At 65.3% G+C, this 25127-nt stretch carries 21 protein-coding genes and 1 pseudogene; 11 read left to right on the top strand and 11 right to left on the bottom strand.

Translation table 11 applies throughout. The annotated features are described in order from the left end of the window. Positions 1-45 precede the first annotated feature (45 nt). The 4 genes from Mrose_RS09615 (at position 46) to Mrose_RS09600 (ending at position 5746) form a co-directional block, all read left to right on the top strand. Positions 46-2313, top strand: a complete 2268-nt coding sequence (locus Mrose_RS09615; protein WP_119277730.1) for a transglycosylase domain-containing protein — start codon at positions 46-48, stop codon at positions 2311-2313. An 84-nt stretch (positions 2314-2397) separates the two neighbouring features. Then, positions 2398-4893 carry a type I DNA topoisomerase gene (topA, locus tag Mrose_RS09610; protein ID WP_119277728.1) on the top strand — a complete coding sequence of 832 codons (2496 nt, stop codon included), beginning with the start codon at positions 2398-2400 and terminating at the stop codon, positions 4891-4893. 32 nt (positions 4894-4925) lie between these two features. Then, on the top strand, positions 4926-5186 hold the full coding sequence (locus tag Mrose_RS09605) for a hypothetical protein (protein WP_119277726.1): 261 nt from the start codon (positions 4926-4928) through the stop codon (positions 5184-5186). Continuing rightward, positions 5174-5746 carry a LysE family translocator gene (locus Mrose_RS09600; RefSeq protein ID WP_119277724.1) on the top strand — a complete coding sequence of 191 codons (573 nt, stop codon included), beginning with the start codon at positions 5174-5176 and terminating at the stop codon, positions 5744-5746. Before Mrose_RS09605 ends, Mrose_RS09600 begins: the two co-directional genes overlap by 13 nt. On the opposite strand, the gene Mrose_RS09595 is transcribed toward Mrose_RS09600, so the two are convergent. After that, positions 5696-6247 (bottom strand): LabA-like NYN domain-containing protein, encoded by a 552-nt coding sequence (locus Mrose_RS09595; RefSeq protein ID WP_119277722.1) that lies wholly within the window; start codon positions 6245-6247, stop codon positions 5696-5698. The two genes, Mrose_RS09600 and Mrose_RS09595, sit on opposite strands and share 51 nt — an antisense overlap. 317 nt (positions 6248-6564) lie before the next feature. Here Mrose_RS09595 and Mrose_RS09590 point away from each other — a divergent pair, with 317 nt between their 5' ends. Then, the gene (locus Mrose_RS09590) at positions 6565-7833 is read left to right on the top strand and encodes a S41 family peptidase (RefSeq protein ID WP_182482757.1); all 1269 of its coding nucleotides are present in this window, start codon (positions 6565-6567) and stop codon (positions 7831-7833) included. Between the two features lie 99 nt (positions 7834-7932). On the opposite strand, the pseudogene Mrose_RS19400 reads toward Mrose_RS09590, so the two are convergent. Both Mrose_RS19400 and Mrose_RS09580 read right to left on the bottom strand, forming a co-directional pair. Further along, positions 7933-8901: pseudogene (locus Mrose_RS19400) on the bottom strand (right-handed parallel beta-helix repeat-containing protein); the annotation flags it as partial. A 286-nt stretch (positions 8902-9187) separates the two neighbouring features. After that, positions 9188-9454, bottom strand: a complete 267-nt coding sequence (locus tag Mrose_RS09580) for a hypothetical protein (RefSeq protein WP_119277717.1) — start codon at positions 9452-9454, stop codon at positions 9188-9190. Between the two features lie 134 nt (positions 9455-9588). Here Mrose_RS09580 and Mrose_RS09575 point away from each other — a divergent pair, with 134 nt between their 5' ends. From Mrose_RS09575 to Mrose_RS09550, 6 genes are all read left to right on the top strand, one after another. Continuing rightward, the gene (locus tag Mrose_RS09575; RefSeq protein WP_119277715.1) at positions 9589-9999 is read left to right on the top strand and encodes an NUDIX hydrolase; all 411 of its coding nucleotides are present in this window, start codon (positions 9589-9591) and stop codon (positions 9997-9999) included. Beyond that, the gene (locus Mrose_RS09570; protein WP_119277713.1) at positions 9977-10675 is read left to right on the top strand and encodes a gamma carbonic anhydrase family protein; all 699 of its coding nucleotides are present in this window, start codon (positions 9977-9979) and stop codon (positions 10673-10675) included. The genes Mrose_RS09575 and Mrose_RS09570 overlap by 23 nt, the downstream gene beginning before the upstream one ends. A gap of 81 nt (positions 10676-10756) precedes the next feature. Next, the gene (locus tag Mrose_RS09565) at positions 10757-11143 is read left to right on the top strand and encodes a DUF2946 family protein (RefSeq protein WP_119277711.1); all 387 of its coding nucleotides are present in this window, start codon (positions 10757-10759) and stop codon (positions 11141-11143) included. Positions 11144-11209: 66 nt separating this feature from the next. Continuing rightward, on the top strand, positions 11210-11656 hold the full coding sequence (locus tag Mrose_RS09560; RefSeq protein WP_119277709.1) for a hypothetical protein: 447 nt from the start codon (positions 11210-11212) through the stop codon (positions 11654-11656). Further along, positions 11653-12096 (top strand): copper resistance CopC family protein, encoded by a 444-nt coding sequence (locus Mrose_RS09555; protein WP_119277708.1) that lies wholly within the window; start codon positions 11653-11655, stop codon positions 12094-12096. Before Mrose_RS09560 ends, Mrose_RS09555 begins: the two co-directional genes overlap by 4 nt. 11 nt (positions 12097-12107) lie before the next feature. Then, the gene (locus Mrose_RS09550) at positions 12108-13256 is read left to right on the top strand and encodes a copper resistance D family protein (RefSeq protein ID WP_119277706.1); all 1149 of its coding nucleotides are present in this window, start codon (positions 12108-12110) and stop codon (positions 13254-13256) included. Between the two features lie 74 nt (positions 13257-13330). Here the strand turns inward: Mrose_RS09550 and Mrose_RS09545 are convergent, their stop codons facing one another. The 8 genes from Mrose_RS09545 to Mrose_RS09515 form a co-directional block, all read right to left on the bottom strand. Then, a complete protein-coding gene (locus Mrose_RS09545) occupies positions 13331-13756 on the bottom strand; it encodes a hypothetical protein (RefSeq protein WP_147371606.1) in 426 nt (141 codons plus the stop codon). Between the two features lie 217 nt (positions 13757-13973). Next, a complete protein-coding gene (locus Mrose_RS09540) occupies positions 13974-14474 on the bottom strand; it encodes a hypothetical protein (protein ID WP_147371605.1) in 501 nt (166 codons plus the stop codon). Positions 14475-14648: 174 nt separating this feature from the next. Next, positions 14649-15017, bottom strand: coding sequence for a hypothetical protein (locus tag Mrose_RS18590; RefSeq protein WP_147371604.1), 369 nt, complete (start codon positions 15015-15017; stop codon positions 14649-14651). Between the two features lie 80 nt (positions 15018-15097). Continuing rightward, positions 15098-15481, bottom strand: a complete 384-nt coding sequence (locus tag Mrose_RS09535) for a hypothetical protein (protein WP_119277700.1) — start codon at positions 15479-15481, stop codon at positions 15098-15100. A 42-nt stretch (positions 15482-15523) separates the two neighbouring features. Continuing rightward, positions 15524-15976 carry a hypothetical protein gene (locus Mrose_RS18585; protein WP_147371603.1) on the bottom strand — a complete coding sequence of 151 codons (453 nt, stop codon included), beginning with the start codon at positions 15974-15976 and terminating at the stop codon, positions 15524-15526. Beyond that, a complete protein-coding gene (locus tag Mrose_RS09525; protein WP_119277696.1) occupies positions 15973-17874 on the bottom strand; it encodes a Tle-like phospholipase domain-containing protein in 1902 nt (633 codons plus the stop codon). Before Mrose_RS09525 ends, Mrose_RS18585 begins: the two co-directional genes overlap by 4 nt. Positions 17875-17928: 54 nt before the next feature. Next, a complete protein-coding gene (locus tag Mrose_RS09520) occupies positions 17929-20607 on the bottom strand; it encodes a lectin-like domain-containing protein (protein WP_182482756.1) in 2679 nt (892 codons plus the stop codon). Then, positions 20604-25127: VPLPA-CTERM sorting domain-containing protein (locus Mrose_RS09515; protein ID WP_119277694.1), on the bottom strand; the 4524-nt coding region annotated here is incomplete at its 5' end. The genes Mrose_RS09515 and Mrose_RS09520, both read right to left, overlap by 4 nt.

Below are 25127 nucleotides of genomic sequence, written 5' to 3'. Positions count from 1 at the left end.
CCCTCAATTGGGCAAACTCATCAAAAAGCCCGTAAATTACTCGCGATGCGTAGGCTCTGGCACTGGATCAAGGTTTTGCTGCTGGCGGGTTTTGTGGGCGGCTTGGGCGCTGGGGGCTACGTAGCCTACATGCTGACGCGTGACCTGCCCAGCCTCGAGGCCTTTGAGAACCTGCGCCTGTCGGCCATCAGTGTGCTCTACGACCGCGAAGGCAACGCCATCGCCACCAAGGCCTCGGAGGAGGACGGGCGGGCGGTGAGCCGCAGGTTGATCCGGCTCTCCGACGTATCCCCTGCCGCCGTGAGCGCGGTGGTCTTCTCCGAGGACAAGCGCTTTTTCGAGCACTACGGCGTGGACTGGATCCGGCTGCTGGGCGGCTTGTATTACACCTTCCGCGGCGACCTCCAGGGCGGCTCGACCATCACCACGCAGGTGGTGAAGAACACCCTGCTGCGCGACATCGCGCTCGAGCGCAAGGGTGTGAGCGGCCTGGAGCGTAAGCTCAAGGAATTTCCCCTGGCCATCGAGCTCGAGCGCCGCTATTCCAAGCAGGACATCCTCGAGGTCTACCTCAACGTCATCAACTGGGGCGGCAACGCCACGGGCATCTGGGCCGCAGCCAACGCCTACTTCGGCAAGGACCCCTCGCGGCTGAGCCTGGCTGAAGGAGCCTATCTCGCCACCTTGATCCCCGGCCCCAACTCGCGCTACTTAGACCTCAAGGCCACTCGAGCCCGCATGAAGACTCTGCTCGAGGCCATGGCAGCCGAGGGCTGGATCAGCCAGGCCGAAGCTGAGGCAGCCTGGAAAGAGCCCCTGGTTCCCCGTGGCTGGGAGGCCAGGTACGACGGTGAGGGCAACCTCACCAGCGCCAAACTGGTCGACCCCGAAGCCCGCAAGCTCGAGGAGTTGCAGGTGCAGGGCGAGCCTTACTTCGTGCTGGCAGTACAGAACTACATCCGCGAGAAGCTGGGCAAGAGCATCCCCCTGAGCGAGGGGGGGCTCAAGATCTACACCACCCTCGACCCGCGCATGCAACGCATCGCCGAGCGGGCCGTCGCAGGCGGGCGCTACCCCGTGGGCTCGCAGGCCGCGCTGGTCGCCCTCAATCCCGATACCGGCGAGGTCTATGCCCTGGTGGGGGCCCGACCCGGGACCACGGGAGAGTTCAACCGCGCCACCCAGACCCTGCGCAGTCCGGGCTCCGCGATCAAGCCCTTCGTCTATGGCACGGCGATTGAGGCCGGGTGGACCCAGACCACCACCGTGCTCGATGCCCCGGTGAGCTTCCGTGACCCCTCCCAGCCGGGGGGCATGTGGCGGCCCAAGAACTTCTCGGGCACTTTCCTCAACGCTTCGATCACCATCCGCTACGCGCTGGATCAGTCCCTCAACATCCCCGCCATCCGCACCGCCGAGGCCATCGGGGTGCAGCGGGTGGGGGAAAAGCTGCGCGCGGCAGGGTTTTGCGTGGGCCGGGTAGACCCCAGGACCAAGCAGTGTACTTTTGAACCCAACCTCTCCAACGCTATCGGTGGGGGGGTAGGGATCAGTCCGCTGGGCATGGCCGCCGCCTACGCTGCCTTCGTCAATGGTGGCTATCGCATCGAGCCGGTGCTGGTGCGCCGCATCGAGGACGCCCAGGGCAAGGTACTGTTCGAGGCCAAGCCGCAGCGCACGCTGCTCTTCAGCCCCCAAGTAGCGGCTATCGTGTGGGACATGCTCAAGGGGTACGTCTACGACCTGGGGCCCCGCAGCCTGGCCAAGAGCGCAGCGATCCCGGGGCGGGTGGTGGGGGGCAAAACCGGCACCTCCAACGACGAGGTGGATCTGTGGTTCGCCGGGGCCAGTCCGGGCCTGGTGGCCGCGCTGTGGGTGGGCCGCGACGACAACAAGCCCCAGCGCTGGCGCAACGGTAGCGCCCCCAGCAGTTCCGTCGTCAACCCCCCCATCTGGGCCGCGTTCATGGAAGAGGCCCTGCGCGGGCGACCGGCGGGCGATTTCCCCCGGCCACCGGGGCTGGTGGCCGGGAAGTACGATCTCTTCTCGGGCGCTCCCAGCGAACAGGGCAAGACCATGCTGTTCATCGGCCCCAGCACCCGCCCCCAGGAGCAAGGGCAGCAGGGAGTGGGGTCTCGAGAACCCACCTTCGTAGTGCCCAATACCAGCAGCGGCGGCTCCTTCAGCCCCTCGGGACAGACCATCGCCATCGACTCGGCCACCAACTGCCTCGCCGGGCCCGATACCCCCCCTGAGCGCGTCCTCTACCTCCAGGTACCCCCCAGCCGGGTGTCGCGCTATCAGTGCGGCTGAGCCCTCCCCAAGGCCAAAACCTGCCATGCGGTAAACTGGCTCACTTGACAGCAGGGGTAGGTCTGCCCCATAAACGTAAGCCGTATGCCAGGTTCGACGCTGGTCATCGTGGAGTCGCCCGCCAAGGCCAAGAGTATCGCCAAGATGCTGGGGCAGGGCTTCGAAGTTCGGGCCAGCAAGGGACACGTGGCCGATCTTCCCGAGCGCGACCTGGGCGTGGATGTCGAGGCCGACTTCGCGCCGCAGTACGAGATAAAAAAGGACAAGAAGCCGGTGGTGGACGAGCTCAAGCGAGCCGCGAGGGGCAAAAAGGTGCTCATCGCCACCGACCCCGACCGCGAGGGCGAGGCCATCGGTTGGCACGTGGCGCGGCTGCTCGAGCTCGATCAGAGCGCCCCCTTGCGCGTAGAGTTCCACGAGATCACCCCCAAAGTGGTGCGCGAAGCCGTCACCAGGCCGCGCCCCATCGACCAGAGCCTGGTGGACGCCCAGCAGGCCCGCCGGGTGCTCGACCGGCTGGTAGGCTACAAGCTCTCCCCCGTGCTGAGCATGGAGTTCCGCCGCAGAGCGCTTTCGGCGGGGCGGGTGCAGTCGGTGGCCTTGCGGCTGCTGGTAGAGCGCGAGCAGGAGATCGAAGCCTTCGTGCCCCAGGAGTACTGGACCCTCGAGGCCGATTTCCACAGCGAGGCCTCGAGGTTCAAGGCCCTGCTCTACGCGGTGGATGGCGAGCGCCTTCAGACCAACGGCACCTTCCTGGTGACCAACGAGGCCCAGGCTCAAAGCCTCGCACAGCGCGCCAGGAGGGTAAGCCGCTACACCATCAGCAAAATCGAGCGCAAGGAGCGCCGCCGCTCGCCGGCCCCGCCCTTCACCACCTCGACTTTGCAGCAAGCCGCCAGCGGGCGCCTGGGCTGGACTGCCTCGCGCACCATGCGCGTCGCCCAGCGTCTCTACGAGGGCGTGGACCTGCCCGAGGGCACGGTGGGCCTGATCACCTACATGCGCACCGACTCGGTGCGGGTCTCCCAGGAAGCCCTCAGCGAGGTGCGCAAGGTAATCCCGAAGGAGTTCGGGGCGGCTTACCTGCCCGAGAGACCCAACTTCTACGCCACCAAGAAGGCGGGCGCCCAGGACGCACACGAGGCCATCCGACCCACCTACCCCTCGCGCACCCCCAGCAGCCTCCGGGCCCACCTGAGCGACGAGGAGTACAGGCTCTACGAGCTGATCTGGCGGCGTTTCGTGGCCAGCCAGATGGTCCCCGCTATCTTCGACCAGACCACCGTGACGGTGGAGGGCGGAGGGCTCAACTTCCGCGCGGTGGGATCGGTCTTAAAGTTCGAGGGTTTCCTCAAAGCCTGGGGCCGCGAGGAGGGCGAAGATGCCGAGAATATCCTGCCCGCCCTGCGCGAGGGGGCCGAGGCCAGGCTGCTGGAGTTGGCCTCGGAGCAGCACTTCACCGAGCCCCCACCCCGCTACACCGACGCCTCGCTCATCAAGACCCTCGAGGAGATGGGCATCGGGCGGCCCAGCACCTACGCCCCCACCCTCGAGACCCTGGAAAAGCGGGCTTACCTCGAGCGCCAGGGCAAGAGCCTGCGTCCCACCCAGCTTGGCCGCGACGTGGTGGGCTATTTGCTCAAAGCCTTCCCCGGCGTGGTGGCCTACGAGTTCACCGCCCGCATGGAAGAGCGCCTCGACGCGGTGGAAGACGGCAAAGCCGAGTGGCCCAAGGTGGTGCGGGAGTTCTACGAGCCTTTTCTCGAGGAGTTCGCCCGCGTACCGCAGAAGACCTGCCCCAAGTGCGGGCGGCCTATGGAACTCAAGGTCAGCCGCTTCGGGCAGTTTTTGGGCTGCACCGGCTACCCCGAGTGCAAGTACACCGAGCCGCTGGTGCAAAAGCGCGAGGCCGAACCCATCGGGGAAACCTGCCCCAAGTGTGGCAAGCACGAGCTGGTGCGCAAGCATGGCCGCTACGGCAGCTTCATCGCCTGCACCGGCTACCCAGGCTGCGACTACACCCGTGACGAGTCCCCCTCCACCGGCGTGGAGTGCCCCAAGTGCCACGCCGGTGAGGTGGTGCAAAAGATCTCCAAGCGCGGCAAGCCCTACTACCGCTGCAACAACAAGAGCTGCGACTTCCTGGTCTTCGACGCCCTGGCCGACACCTTGTGCTCGGTGTGCGGCTGGAACGAACTCAAGCGCAAGCGCGGCGGCTGCGCCAACCCGAGCTGTGAGCGCTACGCCTATCCCGACCTGGGCAGAAAAAAGCCCGCCCGGAGCGCAGCCAGAGGTAAGGGCAAAGCGGCCAAGGCTCCGACCAAGAAAGCAGCCAGCAAGCCCAGGGGCAAGGCGGCGGGAAAGCCCGCCACCTGGGCCGACCTCGAGCCCTTCCTCTCAGCGGTCTCGATCCAGGACGCCGAGATTGCCCGGTGCATCGAGGACCGCAAGCAAAGCGTGGTGGAAGTAGCCCGGAGCCTGGGCCTCTCCGAAGCCGAAGTTCAGGCCGCCCACAAGCGCGCCATGTTCAAGCTGCGCATGGCCTATGGGCGGGCGAGGAAAGAGACCGTGAGCGCCTGAGCTTGCCGCCGAGCGCCCCTGGAGATACCCGGATGAAACTCCACCTCGTGCGCATGGCCAAGGCCCAGGGCCAGGCCCGTTTTCCGGGGGTAGAGGGCTTCGAGGCCAGGGTTCTGCAAGCGCCGGAGGCAGTAGAGGAAACGCGCATGTACCTGGTGCTCGAGGGTGAGCTCATCATCGACCTGCCGGACAGGAGCTACCTGCACTTGCGCCGCAACGAGGCCGCGCACCTGCAGCAGCCGCACAACCTCGTCCCCGTGGACTCTGCCGTGGTGGTGGTATGGAAGCCCTAGCCCTGGGTTTTTCACTGGGCCTGTGGGCCGGGGTCAATCCCGGCCCCCTCACCCTGCTGGTGATCCGGCAAGCCCTCATTCATGGGGCCGGGGCCGCCGCCCTCGCCTCGCTGGCTCCCCTGCTCACCGATTCCTTCGCCATCCTGCTGGCCTTTCTGGTGGCCCAGAGCCTGCCGCCGGGCCTCGAGCGGGTCATGGAGGCCGTGGGTGGGATGTTCCTGATTTACCTGGGTTATAAGGGCCTGCGCAAGGCGGGCGACACCGACTCCAGGAGCGGGGCGCTGCGGGGGCTGCGCGACGCGGTGATGGTCAACCTGACCAACCCCCACATGTACCTGTTCTGGTTCGCGGTGGGAGTGGGACAACTCAAGCGGCCTGCACCTGAGCCGCTGTGGTTTATCCTCGGCTTCTACCCGGCCATCGTGGGCAGCAAAGCCCTCATCGGCCTGCTGATCGCCCGCTACCGCCACCTGCCCTGGCTGCTCCCGCTAGCCCGCTGGAGCAACGCCTTACTGATAGCTCTCGGCGGCTACCTGCTCGTAGTGGCCGCGCGCGCGTAGCTGTTCCCAGGGCAGCTCGTCGAGGGGGAAGTAGCGGTCGGCCTGCTGGGCCAGGCGGTAGGAGGAGAGGCTCTGGAAGGTGGTGTTCTCCACCTGGAGGCCCATGTCCTGGATCACCTTGACCACTTCGGCGAAGTCGCCGTCGCCCGAGACCAGCACCGCCACGTCGAAGGCCCTGGCATAGCTCAGGCGCAGCAAGTCGATGGCGATCTGGATGTCCACGCCCTTCTCCACGAAGCCCTCGCCCCGCCGCTCGAGCCGCCCCAGCCGCACCGTGACGTAAGGCACCCGCTTGAGGTAGTTGAGAAAGCTCTGGTGCGCCTTGGCGGCAGGGTCTTCAGCAGGCAGGGGAGCGTTGTAGTAATAAGCCCTCAGCAGTTTGCGCGAGCCCACCAGGTGCTCGATGAAGCCCACGAAGTCCAGGCGGTAGTCGGAACCCAGGCTGGAGACCAGGCCCTTATAGAGATTGCTCCCATCGATAAATATGGCGACCTTATCCATAGATAAGTACCTCAACTCAATATAGAACCCCTTGCCAGGGGAAACAAAAAGATAAACCACCGTTCCTCTGAACGGTGGGTGAGAATACATCAGCGTTTGTAAGCGCTTGGGGATTACGCTCCCAAAGCGACAACAGCATAGCCCCGCCGCCGGGTGAGTGCAAGGTGAAAGCCTTAATCATTAGCTCGGCCTCCAGGCGGTCTTTTTGTTCTCACCGGCGCGAAGCAGGCCACATGAGGGCCGAAACTATAGACCGGGTTTGGATTTTGAGTTCCCTCCCGGCTTGCCGGATTCGGGCCATGGTGGAGAATCGAGCTATGGCCGCTCGAGCCCTCCGCCGATTCCCTGGGTTGTGGGGCCTGCTCCTGCTGATCAGTCTGGCCTGGGCTGGCCCTGCCGAGGATCTCTTCGACCAGGCCAGCTACTACCTGACCCAGCGCTACATCAGTGCCGATGGGGCCGACATCACATCGCTGCTGAGCCAGTACCAGAGCAAGCTCAAGGAGGCCTGCGCTCCGCAAGGGGATGCCTGCACCTTCGAGACCGCAGGTAAGCTCATCGCAGCTTTGGTGCTCGAGTTAGGAGACGGGCACACCAACTACTTTCCACCTCCCGATTACCAGGACCTAGCGGAGGAGTTCGCCAGGTCCGACCACCCCACCTATGGCCTGGAGACCCTGCGCATCCCCCAGACCCGCGAACACTGGGTGCTACGAGTGGAGCCCGAGAGCCCGGCGGGGCAGGCCGGGCTGCAACGCGGCGACCGCGTCCTGCTGGCCAACGGGCAACCCCTGCCCGAGTCGCCACGCGAGGCCTATCGCTTGCTGGAGTGGCCCAAGCGCAGCGGTCTGCGCCTGAAGCTCACCCTCTCCCGCGCCAAGCGACGCTTCACGGTCACGCTCGAGAGCGCGCAGAGCAACAGCTCGTCGCTACCCAACCTAGTCACCCAGCCCGACGGGGTGGGCATCCTCAGCATTCCCAACTTCGACGCTGCTGAAGCGGTCGGGCCCAAGGTACACGAACTTGTGGCCCTGGCCACTCAGCGTGGGGTCAGGAAGATGGTCGTGGACCTGCGCGACAACCCCGGTGGCCTGGTGAGCGAGTTCCTCTCCAGCGCCGGGGCCTTCCTGGGCGATGTCAGCCGCCTCTTCCGCTCAAGGGAGGGCGTCTTCGAGCAGGGTTACCGCCAGGGGCAGGTGTACAGCAGGACCGGGAGAGACAAAGAGGAATACGTCTTCTACAGCATCCCCAATCCCGTGCACTGGCGCGGCCCCCTGGCGGTGCTGGTGAACTCGAGGTCAGCTTCGGGAGCGGAGTACTTCGCCGCCGACGTCCAGCTCCGCAAGCGCGGGGTGGTGATCGGCGAGCAAACTTCGGGGGTGGCCAACACCTCGACCCTCTTCGTTCAGCTCATGGACGGCTCGGGCCTGCAAATCAGCAGCAGCCTGGCGCTCCAACCCGATGGCAGCGTATATCCCAGGTCGGTCACGCCGGACCTGCCCGTCGCCGACGACCTGGAGTTGCGCAACCAGGGCAGGGACCTGCCGCTGGCCAAAGCCCTGGAGTGGCTGGCCGAGCAGCCATAAGCCCAGGTCACAGGCCATGTGCCCGGAGGCCCAGCCTCCGTGCGGCGCGCCGGGCGTTCTGGGCCGGTTGAAGATGGGCTCCAGGGCATTGCCCCGGATGATGTTGTCCTCGAGCCGGGGGCTGGCTTGATCGAGCACCTTGATGCCGTGCTCGCGGTTGCCCTCGATCAGGTTGCGCCGGGCCACGCCGGCGGCATTCTGCTGGAAAGCGATGCCGGAAGCCTGGTTGGCCCGGATGGTGTTGTCCTCGAGGGTGGGCTCGGCTCGCTCTGCGACCACGATACCCGAGGTGCCGTTGTCCTCGACGGTGTTGCCGCGCACGACGAGCGCCGAGTGCCCGGAGACCAGCAGACCGGCCCCGCGGTTGCGGCGCAGCAGGTTGTTTTGCACCGCAGGAGCCGCCTGGAGGGCGACCTGTACGCCATGATTCCGGTTTTCCTCGACCAGGTTGCCCAGCGCTACCCCGCCCGCCATTCCCTCGTAGGCGATGCCGCTGGCCTGGTTGCCCCTGATGCTATTGCTCTCCAGGCGGGGGATGGCCTGCTCATCCACCTCGATCCCGGAAGAGCGGTTGTTCTGCACGGTATTGCGGCGGGCCACCCCCCCGGCAGCACCCCGGTAGTACAGGCCCACGCGGTTGCCCTGCACCACGCTCTCCTGCAGCACCATGAAGCTGTTGTCAGCGAAAATGGCCCCGTAGCGCCGGTTCTGCTCGAGCACGTTGCGCAACGCCCGGCCACCACCCGCGTCGAAGACCGCCAGCCCGGCATGGCCGTTGTCGCCGAAGCGGTTGTTCTCCAGCAGCACCTGCGCCTGGTCGGCGACCTCGAGGCCGTAGAGGGCATTGCCGCTGAATTCGCTGCCCACGATGGTGCCTCTGGCTCCGCCTCGCACCCACAGCCCATCGCCTCCCAGGCTATCCCCCCCGTCGAAGGCCCCGCCGCTGAAGCGAGCATCCTGAATGTCGAAGAGGCCCCCTTCAATCACCAGCACCTCGGCGGGAAGCTGGCCCTGGTGGACGAAGCTGATCCCCTTGATCACGAGTCGTCCAGTCCCATCGAAGCGCATCAGCGAGCCCGGTGCGCTCGAGACGATACGGGTCCGGTCGCGCCCCGCCCCCACCAGGCTGATGCTCTGGTTCAGGTGGAGGGAGGCCAGAAGGCGATACTCCCCCGCCGCCAGTTCCAGCGTCCCCCCCTCGGGCACCTGGCGCACCAGCGCCGCCAAATTGTCACCCGGCCGGGCCTTTAATTGGGCCACGGCGACGGGAGCCAGGCTCAGTAGACACAGGCCCAGCACCACACGCGGCAAGGCGGCCATGATGTCCTCGAGTCTAAACCCACTCGAGCCCCCCTCAGGACTCCAGGTGCTGCAGGAAGGAGCGCTGAAGCTCGGGCGAAGGCAGCAGCACGCTTCCCTTGCGCTGCCGCACCCGCCCCGGTCCCCGCACCCCGCGCTGGGCCAGGGCCTGAGCGACGCGCTCGAGGGCCAGGGCGGGGTCCGAGGTAGCCGGGTGAAACACCTCCCGCCGCAGCCTGCCCAGCGTGTCGAAGAGGTCTACCTGCACCACCACCCGCCCCGCCTCGCGCTGAAAGATCACCTGATCGAGCCGCCAGTCCATAGGGCTACCCTAGCCGTGCGTTTTCGTCAACACCGTGAGCAGGTCCACAGGGCTAGGGGTCGATGGTCGGTAGTTGAGGGCCCAAAAGCCAGCCGCTTTCCAACTCCCGACCATGGGGTAACCTAATCGCAGGTATGGAAGCCAAGGCCAAGCCGAGTGAGCGGGTGCTGGGAGCAGGAGGGGTGCTGTTCAACCCGGCGGGCGAGGTGCTGCTGATCCGCGATCGCATGGGCTACTGGGTCTTTCCCAAGGGGCACCTCGACGAGGGCGAGGCCCCCGAGCAGGCCGCACTGCGCGAGGTGAGGGAGGAAACCGGCATCGAAGGCGAGGTGCTGGGCAGCCTCCCACCCACCCGCTACACCAACAACAAGGGAGTAGAACGCGAGATTCGCTGGTTCTTGATGCTCGGCCAGGGGCCCATCCGCCTCGAGCCCGGCCTCACCGGAGCGGGTTTCTTCCCTCTCGAGGAGGCCCGCCGCATCCTGGCCTTCCCCGAAGACCTCGAACTGCTGGAGGCAGCGCATGGCGATTTTTCGGCTCGGTGAACACGAACCCCACATCCACGAGAGCGCTTTCGTAGCGCCGGGCGCGGTGCTGGTGGGGCAGGTAGAGGTGGCGGCCAGAGCCTCGGTGTGGTTTGGCGCGGTGATCCGAGGCGACACCGAGCAGGTGGTGATCGGCCCTGGCAGCAACGTGCAAGACGGAGCGGTGCTCCACGCCGACCCAGGCGACCCCTGCTTGCTGGCGGCGGGCGTGACGGTGGGACACCGGGCGGTGGTGCACGGGGCCACCGTGGAAGAAGGCGCCCTCATCGGCATCGGTGCCATCGTGCTCAACCGCGCCCGCATCGGGCGGGGGGCAGTGGTGGGCGCAGGAGCAGTGGTGCCCCCTGGCATGGAAGTTCCCGCGGGGATGCTGGCGGTAGGGGTTCCGGCCAAGGTGCGCGGCCCGGTGGAAGCCCCGGCCAACGCCCCGCGCTATCAGGAGCTATCCCAGCGCTACAAGGCCGAGCTGGTGCCAGTCCCCCCGGCCCAGCGCTACCAGCTCACCCTCAAAGGCCAGGACGCGCTCAACCCCTTCAGCGAGGTCCACATGGGGCTGAAGAAGAAGAGCCCCGCAGCCCTCAACACCCTGCGGGCCCTGGCGGCCAACCAGTTGGGCAGCCTCGAGCCCGAAGCCATCCAAACCCTGGTGCGCGAGGGCCTAGTGCGGGCAATCTAAAATCCGGGCGAGCCCGTATGGAAAGGTGTGAGCGGGTGGGCTTCACCTTTCCCTCATTCCAGCGGCTATCGTGAAGCTGAGATGAGGCCGCCTTTACCCCCCATTGCCCGGCAGTCCGTGTCGGCGTGGGCGCTGATGGTGCTGCTGCTGTGGGCCTCGAGCCTCATCCCCGTCTGTGGGTCGCTCATCTCCAGTCACCCCTACCCCCACCCTCACGACCACGACCACCATACGGTCGAGCACTCTTCACCCCAAGACCACAAGCCCCCTGCATCCCGGGCTCACAACCACCTGGGCGACTGCCCGCTGTGCGTGGCCCATGCCCTTCAGGTCACACCTCCAGTCCAAGCCCCGCAAAGCAACCTGGCCCTGATCGGGCTGCTGCTGTTTACTCCAGTTCCGCGACCGAAGCCGGTCAAATTCCTGCTTTACTTCTCCAGGGCTCCGCCTCGAGGGCTCCCTTCGTGATTCCGACCTGAGACCTCATGGCCCATCTGCCCGGCATCTCGCCGGATTCAAACCCTGGAGTTCACCATGTCTAAACTGCTTCGTCTGGCCATCCTGGCCCTGTTCACGCTGATCCCCGCCCTGGCCCACCAGCGCATAGAAGTGGGCAACTACGTGCTGATCTGCGGTATGCGTAACGAGCCCTCCTACACCGGCATGCGCTCGGGCCTCGACTTGAGCATTCGCACCAAGGACGGCACCCCGGTCGAGAAGGCCGAGAAGAGCCTGACCGTCGAGCTGATCTCCCCCACCGGAAGCAAGTACACCTATCTTGGCGACGGCCAGTACGGCCCCAAAAGCTTCTGGGAGTCCTTCAGCGAGAAGGGCAAGTACCTCTCCGACTGGGTGCTGCTGACGCCCGGCCTGTGGAAGGTGCGGGTGTTCGGGCAGATCGGCGAAACCCCCATCGACGTGACCTTCGATAGCCCCAGCACCTTCACGGTCAAGGACGGGAAGGCGCTGGAGTTGAGATGAGGCGACTCGCCCTGCTCGGGGCGGCCCTGGCGCTGGCCGGGGCCGCCCTGGCCCACAGCTACCTGAAGGAGGCCACCCCTGGCGCCAACGTGCGGGTGCGGCGGATGCCGGGCGAGGTTCGCCTGGTCTTCAACGAGCCGCTCGAGACCCGCTTCTCGACCTTCAAGGTCTACCGCCTCGAGGCCCCCGCCGGGGCCCTGGGCGACTTCAAGCGCCTCAACGCCCTGGCCGCGTCCCTCTTCAACCAGGTGCTCAAGCAGAAGGGCGACGAGGACTCTCGAGCCGACACCGGGCTCAAGACCACTGCCCGCACCACCAGGGAAGTGGTGATCGGCCTGAAGGAGGGGCTCAAGCCGGGAGCCTACGTAGTGATGTGGCAACTGCTCTCGGTAGACACACACGTCCTCAGCGATTTTTTCGTGTTCGTCTACCAGCCCTGAACCCTTATCTTATGCACGACCACGCCAGCCACCTCCAGCTCGAGGCCATCCTGCGCGGCCTGCTGTACCTGGGCAGCTTCGGCCTGCTAGGAGCAGGGCTGTTTGGCCGCTGGATTGGGTCGGAGCGCAGCCGGGAAGCACCCTGGAGGCTGTGGGGGATACTGTGGGCCTCGGCGCTGCTGGTGGCGGGCTCGAGCCTCTACTTCGCCTACCACAGCGCCCAGATGATCGGCTCTGCCGAGTTCTTTTGGCCCTACCTGCTCCAAACCCAGCAGGGCAACTACCTGCTGCTACGGCTGGCGCTAGCGGTGGGCCTGCTGGCGCTGGGGCCCCAGGGAAGGCCCCTCCTACACGCGGCTCTGGCCCTGGGCTTTCTGCTAAGTTTGAGCATGACCGCCCACGCCGGAGCCAGGGGAGGGCTGGCCCTCATCGGCGACCTGGCCCACCTCGTCGCCAGCGTGAGCTGGGGTGGCAACCTCCTGGCGCTGCTGCTGACCTGGGATTCCCGTCCCAGTACCCAGCAGGCGGTGCAGCGCTTCTCCAATCTGAGCCTGCTGGCCGCAGGGCTCTTCGTGGGCACCGGGCTGCTGCTGGGGCTAACCCACACCGGCGACCTCAGGCCCACCACCCTTAGCCAGCACGACTACGGACGCGCCCTGCTCAACAAGAGCATTCTGGTAGCGCTCATCCTGGGGCTAGCCGGGATCAACCGCTGGTGGCTGTTGCCGCGCGCGCTGCGCGGCAACAGCCTGCACCGCCTCGAGCCCATGGTGCTGCTCGAGGCTCTGCTGCTGATCACGGTGCTCCTTACCACGGGAACCCTAGCCACCACCGCTCCCCCAGAGCCCAAGCGCCCTGCGCCAGTCCAAAGTTCCGACCCCGGTCTGGCCGTGCGGGCCACGCTACCCGAAGGGCTCTTGAGGGGCAGACTCGAGCCGGACAACCTCAGACCCCCCCAGCCGACCCTCGAGTTGCGCGACGCCTTGGAGTACCCCGTCTCCAACGTCCCCAAGCTCACCCTAGTCGCCATCCAGGAGGGCACCTCACCCATTCGCATGCCCATGCCCCCCGATAAGGCAACTACTACACCGCTTTGCCCCTACCCCAGATATTTACTGGTCAACTGTGAGCGTCACCAACAAGTCAAATTCCCTCAGTGAATCATCTGATTCCAGATCGGGATGGGCTACCTTTGGAGCGATGCTCACCCCAAAGGTACGGTCCGGCGATTCTTTTAGAGCAAAAAAGGAACCCCACACCGCATAAGTTTTGTGATCTCTTGGTCACGGAAAGCCGACTTGACACCCACACTAAAGGAGATGTCCGGAGCAGACGAAAGGTGATAGAACGCCCCCCAAACACCGTAATCCTGGCGCCAGCCGAAGGCCCTGCTGTAGCTGCCGATTACCTTTACATCAAACACTTGGATGAACTCTTCCTCTGAGTAGGGGCTTGCAAAACACTTCCGGTACCTGTAGGGATCATCATCATACTCACGCGGACAATCTACCCCCACAAGGCCTAGATCCAGCATTACCCGATTCAAGTGCACAAAAACACTATCCAGATCGGCTTCGGATTGATGTCGCATAGTTCCATACATGAAGGCAGCAGTTCCAAGGACACAGATAAGCACCAGTAGCCCTTTGGTGGCGCTCATTAGGGCAACTCCTTGCCGGGGTTCCACGAGGCCCAAATATCTTTGAGCTGATCTCTGATGTAGTCCTTGACTGTTCTGCCGACCACCATCCCCTTTTCCTTGATCTGCCCCCACCGGGTCTTGACCGAGACAAGGAGAGGATTGGCCTCCTCGGCAATGCCCAGTTCCCTGGCGATTTCCTAGGTTCCCGGGCCGGGGAACAGAGGTTCGCTTTCTACTATTCCAAACCCCCAAATTTATCCTCGACCCGGAAGCTTTCATATTTTGGCTGCTGAGGCGAATCAACAACAATAGTCACAAGCGCATCATAAATAGCCATCGAGTCGAGGCGGCGCAATTCGGGATTCGGAGCTTTGGGGGCAATGCTGACGCCGAGGTTAACGTTGCGGGTAGTCTTAAAGTCGTACATTGCAACCCACACGCTATAATCCTGTCGCCAACCCATCGTCCGGATTGCTATGTCACGGAGGCTCCCTTCAAATTTGGCTATAAAATCCTCTGGCGTTCCCTTGAGTCCATAACAAATTCGATACGGGTAACTATCCTCGCTTAGACACTGGGTTTCCGGAAGTCCCAACCTTGTGCCAACAACATCTTTAAGCATCTGCAACGCTTGCAGCACATTCATCGAGGTTTTTCTCTCCTGTGAAATCCCCAGATACATTGCTGTGCCAGCAAGTGTACAAACAACCAGTATCAACTTGGGTGAATACGTCATTTGGCCTCCTTATCTGGGTGCCATGACTCCCAAATTACTGATAGCTGGGGCCTCAAAGCCTCGCGGGTCCTCTGGTCAATCACTATTCCCTTCTCCTTAGCCTCCCCCCACCTGGACTTCACCGCGAACAGGAAGTTGGGCACCTCCTCGCTCACCCGCAGTTCCTCTCTCTATCTACTCATCTTTAGCCACGGTTACATCCACCATAGCTTTATTGCCTTTGAGCAAGGGATAATTGCGCAATTCGGGGTTGGGTTCTATAGGTACATAGTTGATTCCAAACAAAATCCCAGCATCATTTCGCATCCTAAAGAAGGCACCCCATACCGAGTAATCCTCTCGCCAGTCACCTGTAATATATGCAAATTCAATCAATTTAGGGGTAAGGTTGGTAATCAACTCTCTGGCCTCGAGGTCAGTTACAAAGCAAGCTAAATACTTATATCGATCTGAAGCGTTGTTCGGACATGTGATTTTTTGTAGGTTGAGTTCTGTACCCAAAACGCTAACCAATCTTTCAAGCACATCTTGCTCACTGTTCATGGCTGGATTCCTCATAACAAAAGCCTGAGGTAGTGCAGTTGCTAGTACGAGCAACCCTATACAAATAGCCAACCAACGACTCATTCTGCTTTTCTGTCGGGATGCCATGACTCCCACACCACCCCCAATTGGTTCTCAACGCGCCGTTTAATAGGCTCTGGTATCGCTATTCCCTTCTCCTTAGCCTCCCTCCACTTGGACTTGGCGACGAACAGGAAGTTGGGCACCTCCTCGCTCACCCGAAGCTCCTCGGCCATGGCCTCGAGCGCGGGCGTGGGGAATACAGGCTCGCTGCTGCTGAGAAGTTTCTGGGCCTCCTTCTTGAACTTCACGTAGCTGTCGTACTTCCTCGCCAGTTCCTCGACCTTCTCCAAGAGCAGGTTGTAAGCCATGTTCTCGTACAACACCGCGTCCAGAAAACCCAATTTGTCGAGCGTGAGCGCTAGCAGCTCGCGCCGCGACATCTGTCCGCGAAGCTTGGGGGTGAAAATGAAAATACCACGCCACTACTCATCCACCGTCAGGGCAAGTAGAGACGTATAGCCTTCCATTAATTTGTCTTTTAGCAATCGATGGTCCAACTCCTTCAAGCCTATGTTTACTCCGAAAATGTAGTGGTTATCTGCTACAAGTTGGTAGTGGGCGACCCATAAACCATAGTCTTGTCTCCAGCCAAAAATTCGCTCAGCTATGATTTGGATGGTTGGTTCAATCACCTCAATGAGTTTTTCAGGAGTCGCTTTTGAAGCGTAACAAAACACATTCCTACCTTGTAAAAAGGTAGGGCATGGAATTTCATTAAGCACCTCGAGTTGACTGAAACTCTCTCTCACACGCGCTATCGCTTCTGAATGTGATAAAGGATCCAACTTCACACCTCCAGCTCGGAATAATCCAGGCGCTGAAAAACCAGCAGCAATCAGGGCAACCAGGGCACCACTAAGCAAAAAGGTTCTCATGATTTTGGCAACTCCTTGTCTGGGTGCCAGGACAACCAGATCTGGGGTAATTGCCGCTTGAAGTCCGTAACAAAGCGACTTCTGCTATCTAGCTTCAGACCCTTTTCCTTGATCTGCCCCCACCGGGTCTTGACCGAGACGAGGAGAGGATTGGCCTCCTCGGCAATGCCCAGTTCCCTGGCGATTTCCTGGGTTCCCGGACCGGGGAACAAAGGTTCGCTTTTGTTCAGGAGCTTCAAAGCCTCCTGCTCGAAGCGAGGATAGCTGTCGTATTTTCGAGCCAAGCCCTCTATGGCCTCGAGCAGCACGTTATAGGCCAGGTTTTCGTAAAATACCGCCTCGAACAGCCCCGCGGCATCGAGGACTCTTGCCAGCAGCTCACGCCGCAGCATTTCGCCGCGAATCTTGGGGTCGCGCTCGGTGGAATAATCGCCGCTGTAGATGATCTCCACGCTCTTGCCGGCAAGGTCCTGCTCGTCGCGCTGGCCCCAGCGCATGAGGGCGGTCTGGTAGGGGTCGAGCTCGAGGCCGCCCGAGCGCCGGGAGGCCGCTAGGAGTTCCTGCCGCAGGTACTCGCTCAGCGCCGGGGTCACGTGGTTTTCCTTGAGCATTCCTGTCAGGCCCTGCCCCTCGCGCCGGTAGTCGAAGTAGTGGATTTCTCCCGGCGTGGAGGCTTCTCCTGCGGTGGGCACGATGTCCCCGTCTACGCGGTAGTGGCGGCTGGCGATGGCCTTGCCGTCGGTAGCGTGCTGGATGTTGTAGGCCTTGAGCCTGTCCACGTCGGCCTGCTTGATGGCTGCCGCCTGGAAGGTCACGACCTCCTTTGCCAGGGCCGCGTGCTCCACGGCGGCGATCTGGGCCAGGGCCCCTCCCAGGCTGTGTCCGGTCAGGATGAGGCGGCCACGGCGGGCGGCGGCCTCGAGGTTTCGCGCGATGAGGTCGCGGTTCTGCCGGTACTGGCTGTAACCCACGCTGGCGTAGGCAAAGTCGGCTACCAGGGTGTCCAGGCCGCTCTCCTGCTCGTTCTGGGGGGTTTTGGGGTTGTCCCGCACCTGCAGCCCGACGCCCTCGGTGCCCCGGAAGGCGACGACGGGGTGGGAGTTGTGGGGGGTTTTCTTCTGGGGATCGGGGAGGAACACCCGCATCTGGAAGCCCCACTTCCCGAAGATGGGCCTGCCGGGCAGGTAGCCGAAGGCCTTGAGGAGTTCAGCGGGGTTGGACTTGCGGCGCGGCTCGAGGCCCGTGCGGTCGTCGGCGCCGAAGTCCGGCTCGTTGGAGTAGACGAAGTTTACGGCCAGGTGCTCGAGAAAAGCGTCGAAGGTGAGCTGTTGCTGGGGGATGGCAGGCGGGAGCAGGGCCAGCAGCTCCTGGCGCAATTTGCCCCCGCGCACGCGCTCGCCGATCTCGGCATAGAAGCTCTTGCCGTAGAGTTGCTCGTAGGCCTCGAGGGTCTCCTCCAGGTAGCCCCGGCCCTTCCACAGCTCGAGCAGCGAGCGCAGGGGGCCGACGTCCTGGCCCCTGATCTCGAGGTGCTGGTTGCTCCGGGAGAGGTAGCGGCTGGTGCCGTTGTTGAGGTTGGCCATCACGTCGAGGCCATCGCCGATGTCGATGTCGATGATGCTGCGGCTGGCCTTCTGGAGGGTCTCGCGCAGGGTTTTGGCCCGGTCCTGGGGGGTGCTGGAGCCGGGCGCGGCCAGGGCCAGCGTGTCCTCGGGCTCGGCGCGCAGTCGCTCTAACAGCCTCGAGTACAGCTGGGTGGCCTCACTGGGGCCGCGAGCAGGGACGGGCGGCTTGAATGGAGGGGGTTCGAACTCGGGGTACTCCTCAGGCTGCTGGGATGAAACCCGCTTCGGCGATACGGGCTGTGAATCCTTTTCGCGCTTATCGTAGCTGAACATGCCTGCCCCATTTTATGGGGACATTCCAGGGTTCGCCAGTGCATGAGAGCAAAATTAACGAATCTTTACGCGGTAGCACACCTGCCCGCTTGCGCCTGCCGCCAGCGTCCCGATCCGCACCCGCACCAGCCCCCCGCTCACCTCGCCCGCGTCGGCGTCGGCGGCATCGGTGAGGGGGGTGACGCCCAGGCGCAGGGTTCCGGGCTGGTAGTCGGTGAAAAAGGGGATGGGGTCGGTGAGGACCACCTGGGTGATGGGGGCGCTGCTCTGATTCTGGTAGGCGATGCAGTACTCCAGCACCTCCCCCGGCTTCCCATCGGCCCGTCCGGTGGAGGGAGGGGTGCCCTGGGTGAGGTTTTGCACCTGCTTGGTGAGCCGCAGTTCGCCGCCCACGCCCACTACGGTGGTGTCGGTGAGGGCCAAGAGGTCGTCCACGGCGGGGTTGCCCGCGTAGCGGAGCCTCGAGGCGAGGCTCAGGAGGTCGCTGCTGCCGCCGGGCAGACCCGCCGGGACGATCACCATGACCTCCACAGCGCAAGCCCGCAGGCTGCCGTCGGCCTCGCGGGGCCAGGCGCTGCCCACGGTGAGGCTGTAGGGCAAGCCCTGGTAGCCCTCGCCCGCGTCGGCGAAGTCGCCGTCGCAGTTGGCGTCGAGGCGTAGCAGATAGCTCCAGCTACCGGCCAGGCGGAGGAAGGTGAGGGTGCCCAGGGTACCCGGTCGCACGCGGTGGGCATAGGTGACCACGCCGGGAGAGGAGGCCTGCCCGGACTGGTCAGGCTGCCACAGGCTGGGTCGCACCACACCGAAGTTGTAGCCGTCGTAGCGGTTGCCCGCAGCGAAGGGGCTGATGGTGCGCTGCTGCGCCGCGCTCTGGCCGTAGGCGGTGGCCAGCACCGCGCTCGAGCCCCCCACGTTGCTGCCGGTAGCCGGAGCCAGGGGGTGCGAGAGGGTGACCGAGGAGCCGAAGGTGTGCGGCACGTACAGCACGTAGTTGCCGAGCGAGTCGGTGACGGCGCTGCGGCTCTGGGCGCCGTCGGAGGCGGTGACGCTCACGCCGGCGATCCCTGGCTCGCCCCCGTTCTGCAAGGCGTCGTTGGCCGTGCCCGAGCCCAGCCCGTCGTCGCGGAAGACCGTGCCGCTGACACGCGAGCCGTGATAGAGGCCGAAGTCTTGCCCCGAAATGTTGGAACTGCCCACGCTGAGGCTGCGGCTGCCCGCCACGGGCTCGATGAACAGCCAGCCGGAGGGAGGGGCAGGGGTGGTGGAGCTGGCCGAGCCCGTCACCACCAGGGTGTAGCTCCCAGGCGCCACCCCGCTGAAGCTATAGCTACCCGTGCCCGCGCTCACCGCCACACTCTGCACCACGCTGCCGCCCTGCACCAGGTTGACGTACACCAAGGTGCCACTGCTCCAGTCCTCGCCGGGCTCGCGCAACGAGTTGGGCTGGAGGTCGTGGTAGACCCGCCCAAAGAGGGTGTAGCCTGCCACTAAGGTGCTCACGCTAGAGGTGTTGTCGGCAGGATTGACATCCCCATAGTTAGACGGTGGATAGGCCGAAGCCGTGTTGGTGAGGGTTTGTCCTCCGGCGCTTGGGCTCACGGTTCCGTTAATAGTGAACGTTGCGCTGCTGTTTAGGGGGAGGTTGAGGGTGGTGGCGATGTTGTTGCCGCTGCCCGAAGCGTTCGTGCAACTTGCTCCTCCGGATCCTACGCAGGTCCAAGTAACCCCAGTGATGCCCGCGGGCACCGTATCGGTAAAACTGGCTCCGGTCAGTGGGTTGACGCCCACGTTGCTCACCACCACCGTATAGCTGATGTTTCCTCCGGGTGCGACCGTACTGGGCCCACTCTTCACTACCCTCAAGTCGGCAGGAGCGACAAGGGTATTGATGGTCAAGTTGCGGATCTCGTGGTAGTTGGTTGAACCTCCCGTCGAGCCCGCGAAGCCTATTTTCAAAGTAGGCGGTGGAGGACTGGGCATACTGTAGGGACCGAGAACCTGGGTGAATGGCCCGCTCTGGCTGGTGGCCAGATATACCGTGATCTGATACACCCCGCCTACCGGCAGGAGGTCTACCCGCGCCCTGCGATAGTAGGCGGACGGGCTTGGCCGATTAGTGGCAGCGGTCTCGTAATCGATGCTGGTGTTACTCCCAAGCCGGCTGTTGGTTCCGGTCAGATAGGCGTAGCCCGTATTCCCGTTGCCGGGACCGCGAATGGCGATGGAGTCTGCCCGCTGCCCCGGTCCGCCATTGGGGCAGCGGTCGCCAGGGTTAGAGAAGTTGCCCCATTCGTCGAAGGCGATCCCCACATAGGCATTGGACAAGCCCCCTACAGGGCTGGAGGCATAGCCCTGGCAATACCCCAGGCCCCCGCCAAAATCACCGATCTTGAAGGAAGCGGAGGGAGTTGTTCCGTCGAAGAGGAAAACCGTGAGGCCATCGGCCCCCCGGTTCCCCCCACTGCCTCCCCAGGCTAAGAAGTCGAACTCGAGTCGCAGCCCCAGGGTCGAGGGAAAGGCCGTGTCGTAATAGGCGTACCCCTTCTGGTTGTTGATGTTTCGAGTCAAGCGGAGCCAGCCCTGACCAAATGGGTCACCATTGCCCGAGGTCAGATAGGCATCGCCACTGATAACCCAGCCCGTGGCACTACCGTTCATGAAGCTCTCGCTAATGGGAAACTGAGCCCAGGTCAGGCCGAGCAATAGCGGGAGCAGAAAAAACAGGTGCCTCACCGGCCACCCCCCAGGAAGTCCAAACGCAGGTAGAAGCCGGGCTGGGCGTCGGGCGTGAGGGCCGACATATAGCCAAAGGTGTAGCCCACATTGACCCACAGACCCTCGAGCACCCGCAAGCTGCCCTCGAGGCCGAAGTGGGTCGCGCTGCTGGCTGTGGCGGGCTGGAAGAGCTGGTACACCGCCGCGCCGAAGCCCAGGGAGTCGGTGAAGTAGTAGTTGGCGCCCAGGCCCAGCTGGTAGGTGGCTCCGGCGAGGTCAGCGGCGGGCAAGCGGTAGGCCGCCGAGGGACGCAGTTGCCAGGCAAGGCTGGGGTGGTAGCCGGCGGCCAGGGCCCCCTCGAGGCCCCACCCCAGCTGACCCACGCTGAGGCGGTGGTAGGTCAGGAGTTGGTATTGCTGGGAGCGCCAGGCGTAGGCCAGGGTGAACCTGCCGTCCGGAGTGGGCAGGGCCTGGTAGTTGGTGTCGAGGGAGACGGTCTGCTCGGTGTCGAGGGCGCCGGTGAGGCCGCCGCGCAGCACCAGTTTGGGCGAGGTGCCGAAAGCCACCTCACTGCCCAGGGTGCCGCCGAGGCCCTCGTCCTTGTAGCGCAGGGCCAAGCCGAAGGCGGCCTGGTCGGTGCCGGTGCTCAGGCTGCGGTCGTAACCCGCGCTGAGGTCGAGGCTCCAGCGCTCGTCGAGGGGCAGGGGGGCCTCGAGGCCGAAGCGTGCCCGGTTGCCCTCGCCCGAGGCGCCGGGGAGCTGGTAGCTGAGGCTGAGGTTGGCGCCGCCCAGCTTCTGCTTGAGGGCTAAGGAGCCGCGCAGGTCGTTGCCCCAGAGGTAGTCCAAAGCCGCCTCAGCGCTGAGGTTGAAGTCGAAGGCGTAGGCCATCTTGAGCTGGGAAAGGGCCATATCGCTGAAGCGGAAGGGTTGGGTGTGGGTAAGCTCGAGCTTCCACGGCGCCGCGCCGTAGACCAGGCGGCCCACCGCGCCCAAGCCCGCGGTGTTCCACAGGTAGCTCAGGCCGCCGCCGACGCTGAAGCCGGGGCTGAGCTGGCGCTGGTAAAGCAGGGCGGTGCGGTTCTGCTCGGAAGCCTGGTGCTCGAGGGCGAGCTTGTCCGCAGGGCTGAGGGCCAGGCCCAGGCTGGCGCTGCCCTGCAGGCGGCCCTCGTAGCTGAGGTCGGCCCTGGCCTCGAGGGAGGTTCCGGTGTAGCCGAGTTCGAGGCCGAAGCGGTCGGCGTTCTGGCGGGCGTAGCTGACCCGTGCGGAGAAGGCGCCGTCGCGGTAGCCCAGCTCGGCGCCATAGCGGAGGTCCTGAGCGGGCAGGGCGGCCAGGCTGGCCCCGGCGCTGAAGCCACCTTGCCGGTAGCGCAGGCCGAAGCCGTAGCCCGGTGCACGCGGGCTGTCCTGGGCAGCGTAGGTCACCCGCAGCACCACCGGCTGACCGTCGGGGGTGGTGGGCCACAGCGGTTTGGCCAGGGTCAGCCAGCCGTCGGCGTCGAGGGTGTAGTCCTGGCCCCGCTCGAGGCGGCGCTCCGAGGCTCCTTCCCGCAGCAGCACGGTCTCGCTGCCCAGCATGGGGGGCTGGCTCAGCTTGTAGCGGCGGGTGCCGTCGAGGGCGGGCTCCTCGGTCAAGGTAGCCTGGGGCAGCAGCCCGGCGAAGGCCGTCACCCCGAAGCCCTGCTGCTCGCGGGTCTCGAAGCGCAGCGCGGTGCCCTCACCCAGTGAGCTGAGGCCGGGCAGGGCCAAGGCTTCGGCGTGATAGCCCAGGCTGAAGGCGGTGTTATCGTAGCGCAAGGCCAGGGGGTCGGCAGAGCGCAGGGGCAGGACGGCCTCGATGCCGCTGCCGGTGAGGGGGAAGGCGGCGCTGGGGTCGGGAGTGGGGTTGAGACCGCCCTCCAGGCCGCGCAGGCCGAAGCGGGCATCGAGGGCAACGCGCAGGGTGCCCTCGCCGCCGAGGTCGAGGGGGGCCTCGAGGTAGCCTCGGCCTACCCCGAAGAGGCCCACCCCGCCGCCGAAGCTGGCCCCCACGCTGCCCTGGGCCTGCCAGAGGGTGTTCTGGCGGCCTGGCACGAAGAACTCGGCGCGGCCCTCGAGTTCGTCGAAGGCGAGCTCGAGGCGGAGGTTGCCCGGCAGGGCCAAGGGCTTCAGCCGCAGCACCGCCCGACCGTCGCGCAGCAAGACCTGGTAACCCGAGGTGGTGGGGAAGGCGTCGGGATCGAGGGGCTCGAGGGAGCTGGCGAGGGTAAGGGGGCCGAAGCCGCTGGGCAGGCCGCCTGCGTCGAGGGCCAGGAGCTCGAACTCGAGCGGGGTGCGCCCGTCGGCGTAGAGCTTGAGCGGGCGGGCCAGCAACCGCACGGGCTTGCCCGCCAGGAAGACCTCCACCCGGTCGGTGCCCGCCGGGCTACGGAACTCGATGAGGTTGGCACCGGGGCGCAGCGGCAGGCCGTAGTACTCCAGGCGCTGGGTGCCTTTGACGCTGTCGTACTCGGCCTTGCCCAGGCTAGTGCGGCTGACGGGCTCGCCGCCGACCTCGAGCTCGAACTCCAGGCCGTAGGGCATCTCCAGCACCACCCGCGCCCGGTCCACCCGGAACACCGTGCCGGGCAGGGGTTCTTGGATGAAGCCCTGGCGGGTCCTGGCCTCCAGGGGCCGGGTCTTGGCCAGCGCGGCGAAGGGCACCTGGCCTTGCAGCAGCACCTCGCGGTCGGCCACGCCCAGGGTGAGGGTGGGGGCCTCGAGCGGCCCCAGCACCGCGCGGTGGCGCACCTGGTAGCTCAGCACGCCGCCGGACTGGTAGGGAATTTCGAAGTAGAGCCGCCCCTGCTCGTCCACGCGGGGGTCGGGGAGGGGGTTGCCGTCGAGGCGGGCCGAGCCGGGCTCGTAGACCGCCTGAACCGCCTTGCCCTCGCCCGCCGCCTCGATGGGCGGCAGGTGCGTCAGCAGCAGGCGTTCGCCTGTGGGTGCGGCGGGGTTCACCCCTGCCCCGGAAGGGCCTCCCACGGCGAACTCGAGCCGGATGGTGGAGGTGCGCACGGGCTCGAGTACCGGCAGCACCGCCACCGCCGCCTTGCTGGGGAAGGACACGGGCACGCCGCCGGCGAAGGCCAGGGCCTGGTTCTCCAGGCTGCCCACCCGCGCGGGCTTGCCCTCCAGGCGCACCTCGGCGCGCTGGCCGGGTTCAAGGACGAATTCCCAGGCGTATGGCTTCGCCGTCCCGAAGGGAATCTGCCCCTGGGGCAGCTCGGCCAGCTCGAGGCCCTCGCCGGGGATGTCCTGCAGCTCGAAGCGCACGGTGTGATCGGCGGGGTTGTGCAGTTCGATCACGAAGGTCACAGGGCTGCCCAGCACCACCCGCTGGGGCTCGGCCCGCTTATTCACCCCGATCAGAACACGCTCGAGCCGGTCAGGGGCGCGGAGATCGCCGCCGTTGGAGCGCAACTCGGCCTGGAATAGGCCCTCGGCGGGCGCGCCGAAGGCCACGCGGGCTTGGTAGCTGTGGATGCGCTCGGCGCCGGGCTCGAGGCGCCCGGCGAACTCGGGCTTCTCCAGGGGCTCGAGCCACTCGGGATAGGCGTCGGTGAGGGTGTACTCCAGGGGAGCCTCCCCACCGTTGCGCACCCGCAGGCTCACCGTGACCACCTCGCCCGGCAGCACCTTGCGGCGGTCGAGGCCGCGGCTTAGCTCGGCCTTGGGACGCAGCACCCGCAGGGTGCTCTGGGCGGCGGCGAGTTCCTGGCCGGAGGCGCTCAGCAGCACGGCGCGGTTGGTGAGGGTGGCCCCGGCCTGGGGGGTGAGCCGGGCGGCGAGCTCGAGGGTCTGGGCCTGGCCGGGAGGGAGGGTGAGGGTCTGCTCGAGGCTCTCCCCCTCCAGCCCCTCGGGGAGCACGTCGCGCAGGCGCACGCTGCCGGGTACGTCACCCGAGTTGCCGACCCTCAGCCGGTAGGTCACGCGCTCGCCCACGGCGGCAGCCTCGGGGCCGGTCTTTTGCAGGGTGAAGGTGGCGGGCTGCAGCACCTGCAGGCTCACCTGGCGGCTCTGGCCCCAAGGAGCGAGGCGGGCGGCGGGGGCGAACTCACCCTTGCACACCGCCTTCACCGCCAGGCGCAGGGTCACGGTGCGGCCAGCCGAGACCGGCGAGCTGAGGCGGGGGCTGGCCTGGGGCTCGAGGCAATCCGGCAGCTCGAGGCGCAGGTCGGCGGGGAGCAGGTCGGGGAAGGCGGTGCTCACGCGGGCCGTCAGCACGGCCTCCTCGCCTACCTGCATGACCGTACGGTCGCTCTCGAAGCTCAGGGCGACCTCGGGAGTGACGCGGTAGCGGGCCTGGGCGGTCTGGCCGGGTTCCAGCACGACTTGCTCGGGCCCCTCCACGCTGGCCCCGGCCAGGCGGGGTTGCAGGGCGTAGCTCCCGGCGGCCAGCTCGAGCGCAGCCCGCCCCTCGGCGAGCCGTACGCTGTTCTCCCCCACCTGCAGGCTGAGGTCGTAGGGGCGCTCGCCCGCGGGGGTTACCAGCACCGCGCTGATCTCGAGGCGGGCCGGGGT

Source organism: Calidithermus roseus, assembly GCF_003574095.1.
GTDB lineage: Bacteria > Deinococcota > Deinococci > Deinococcales > Thermaceae > Calidithermus > Calidithermus roseus.
This window is presented reverse-complemented; position numbering and strand designations above follow the sequence as displayed.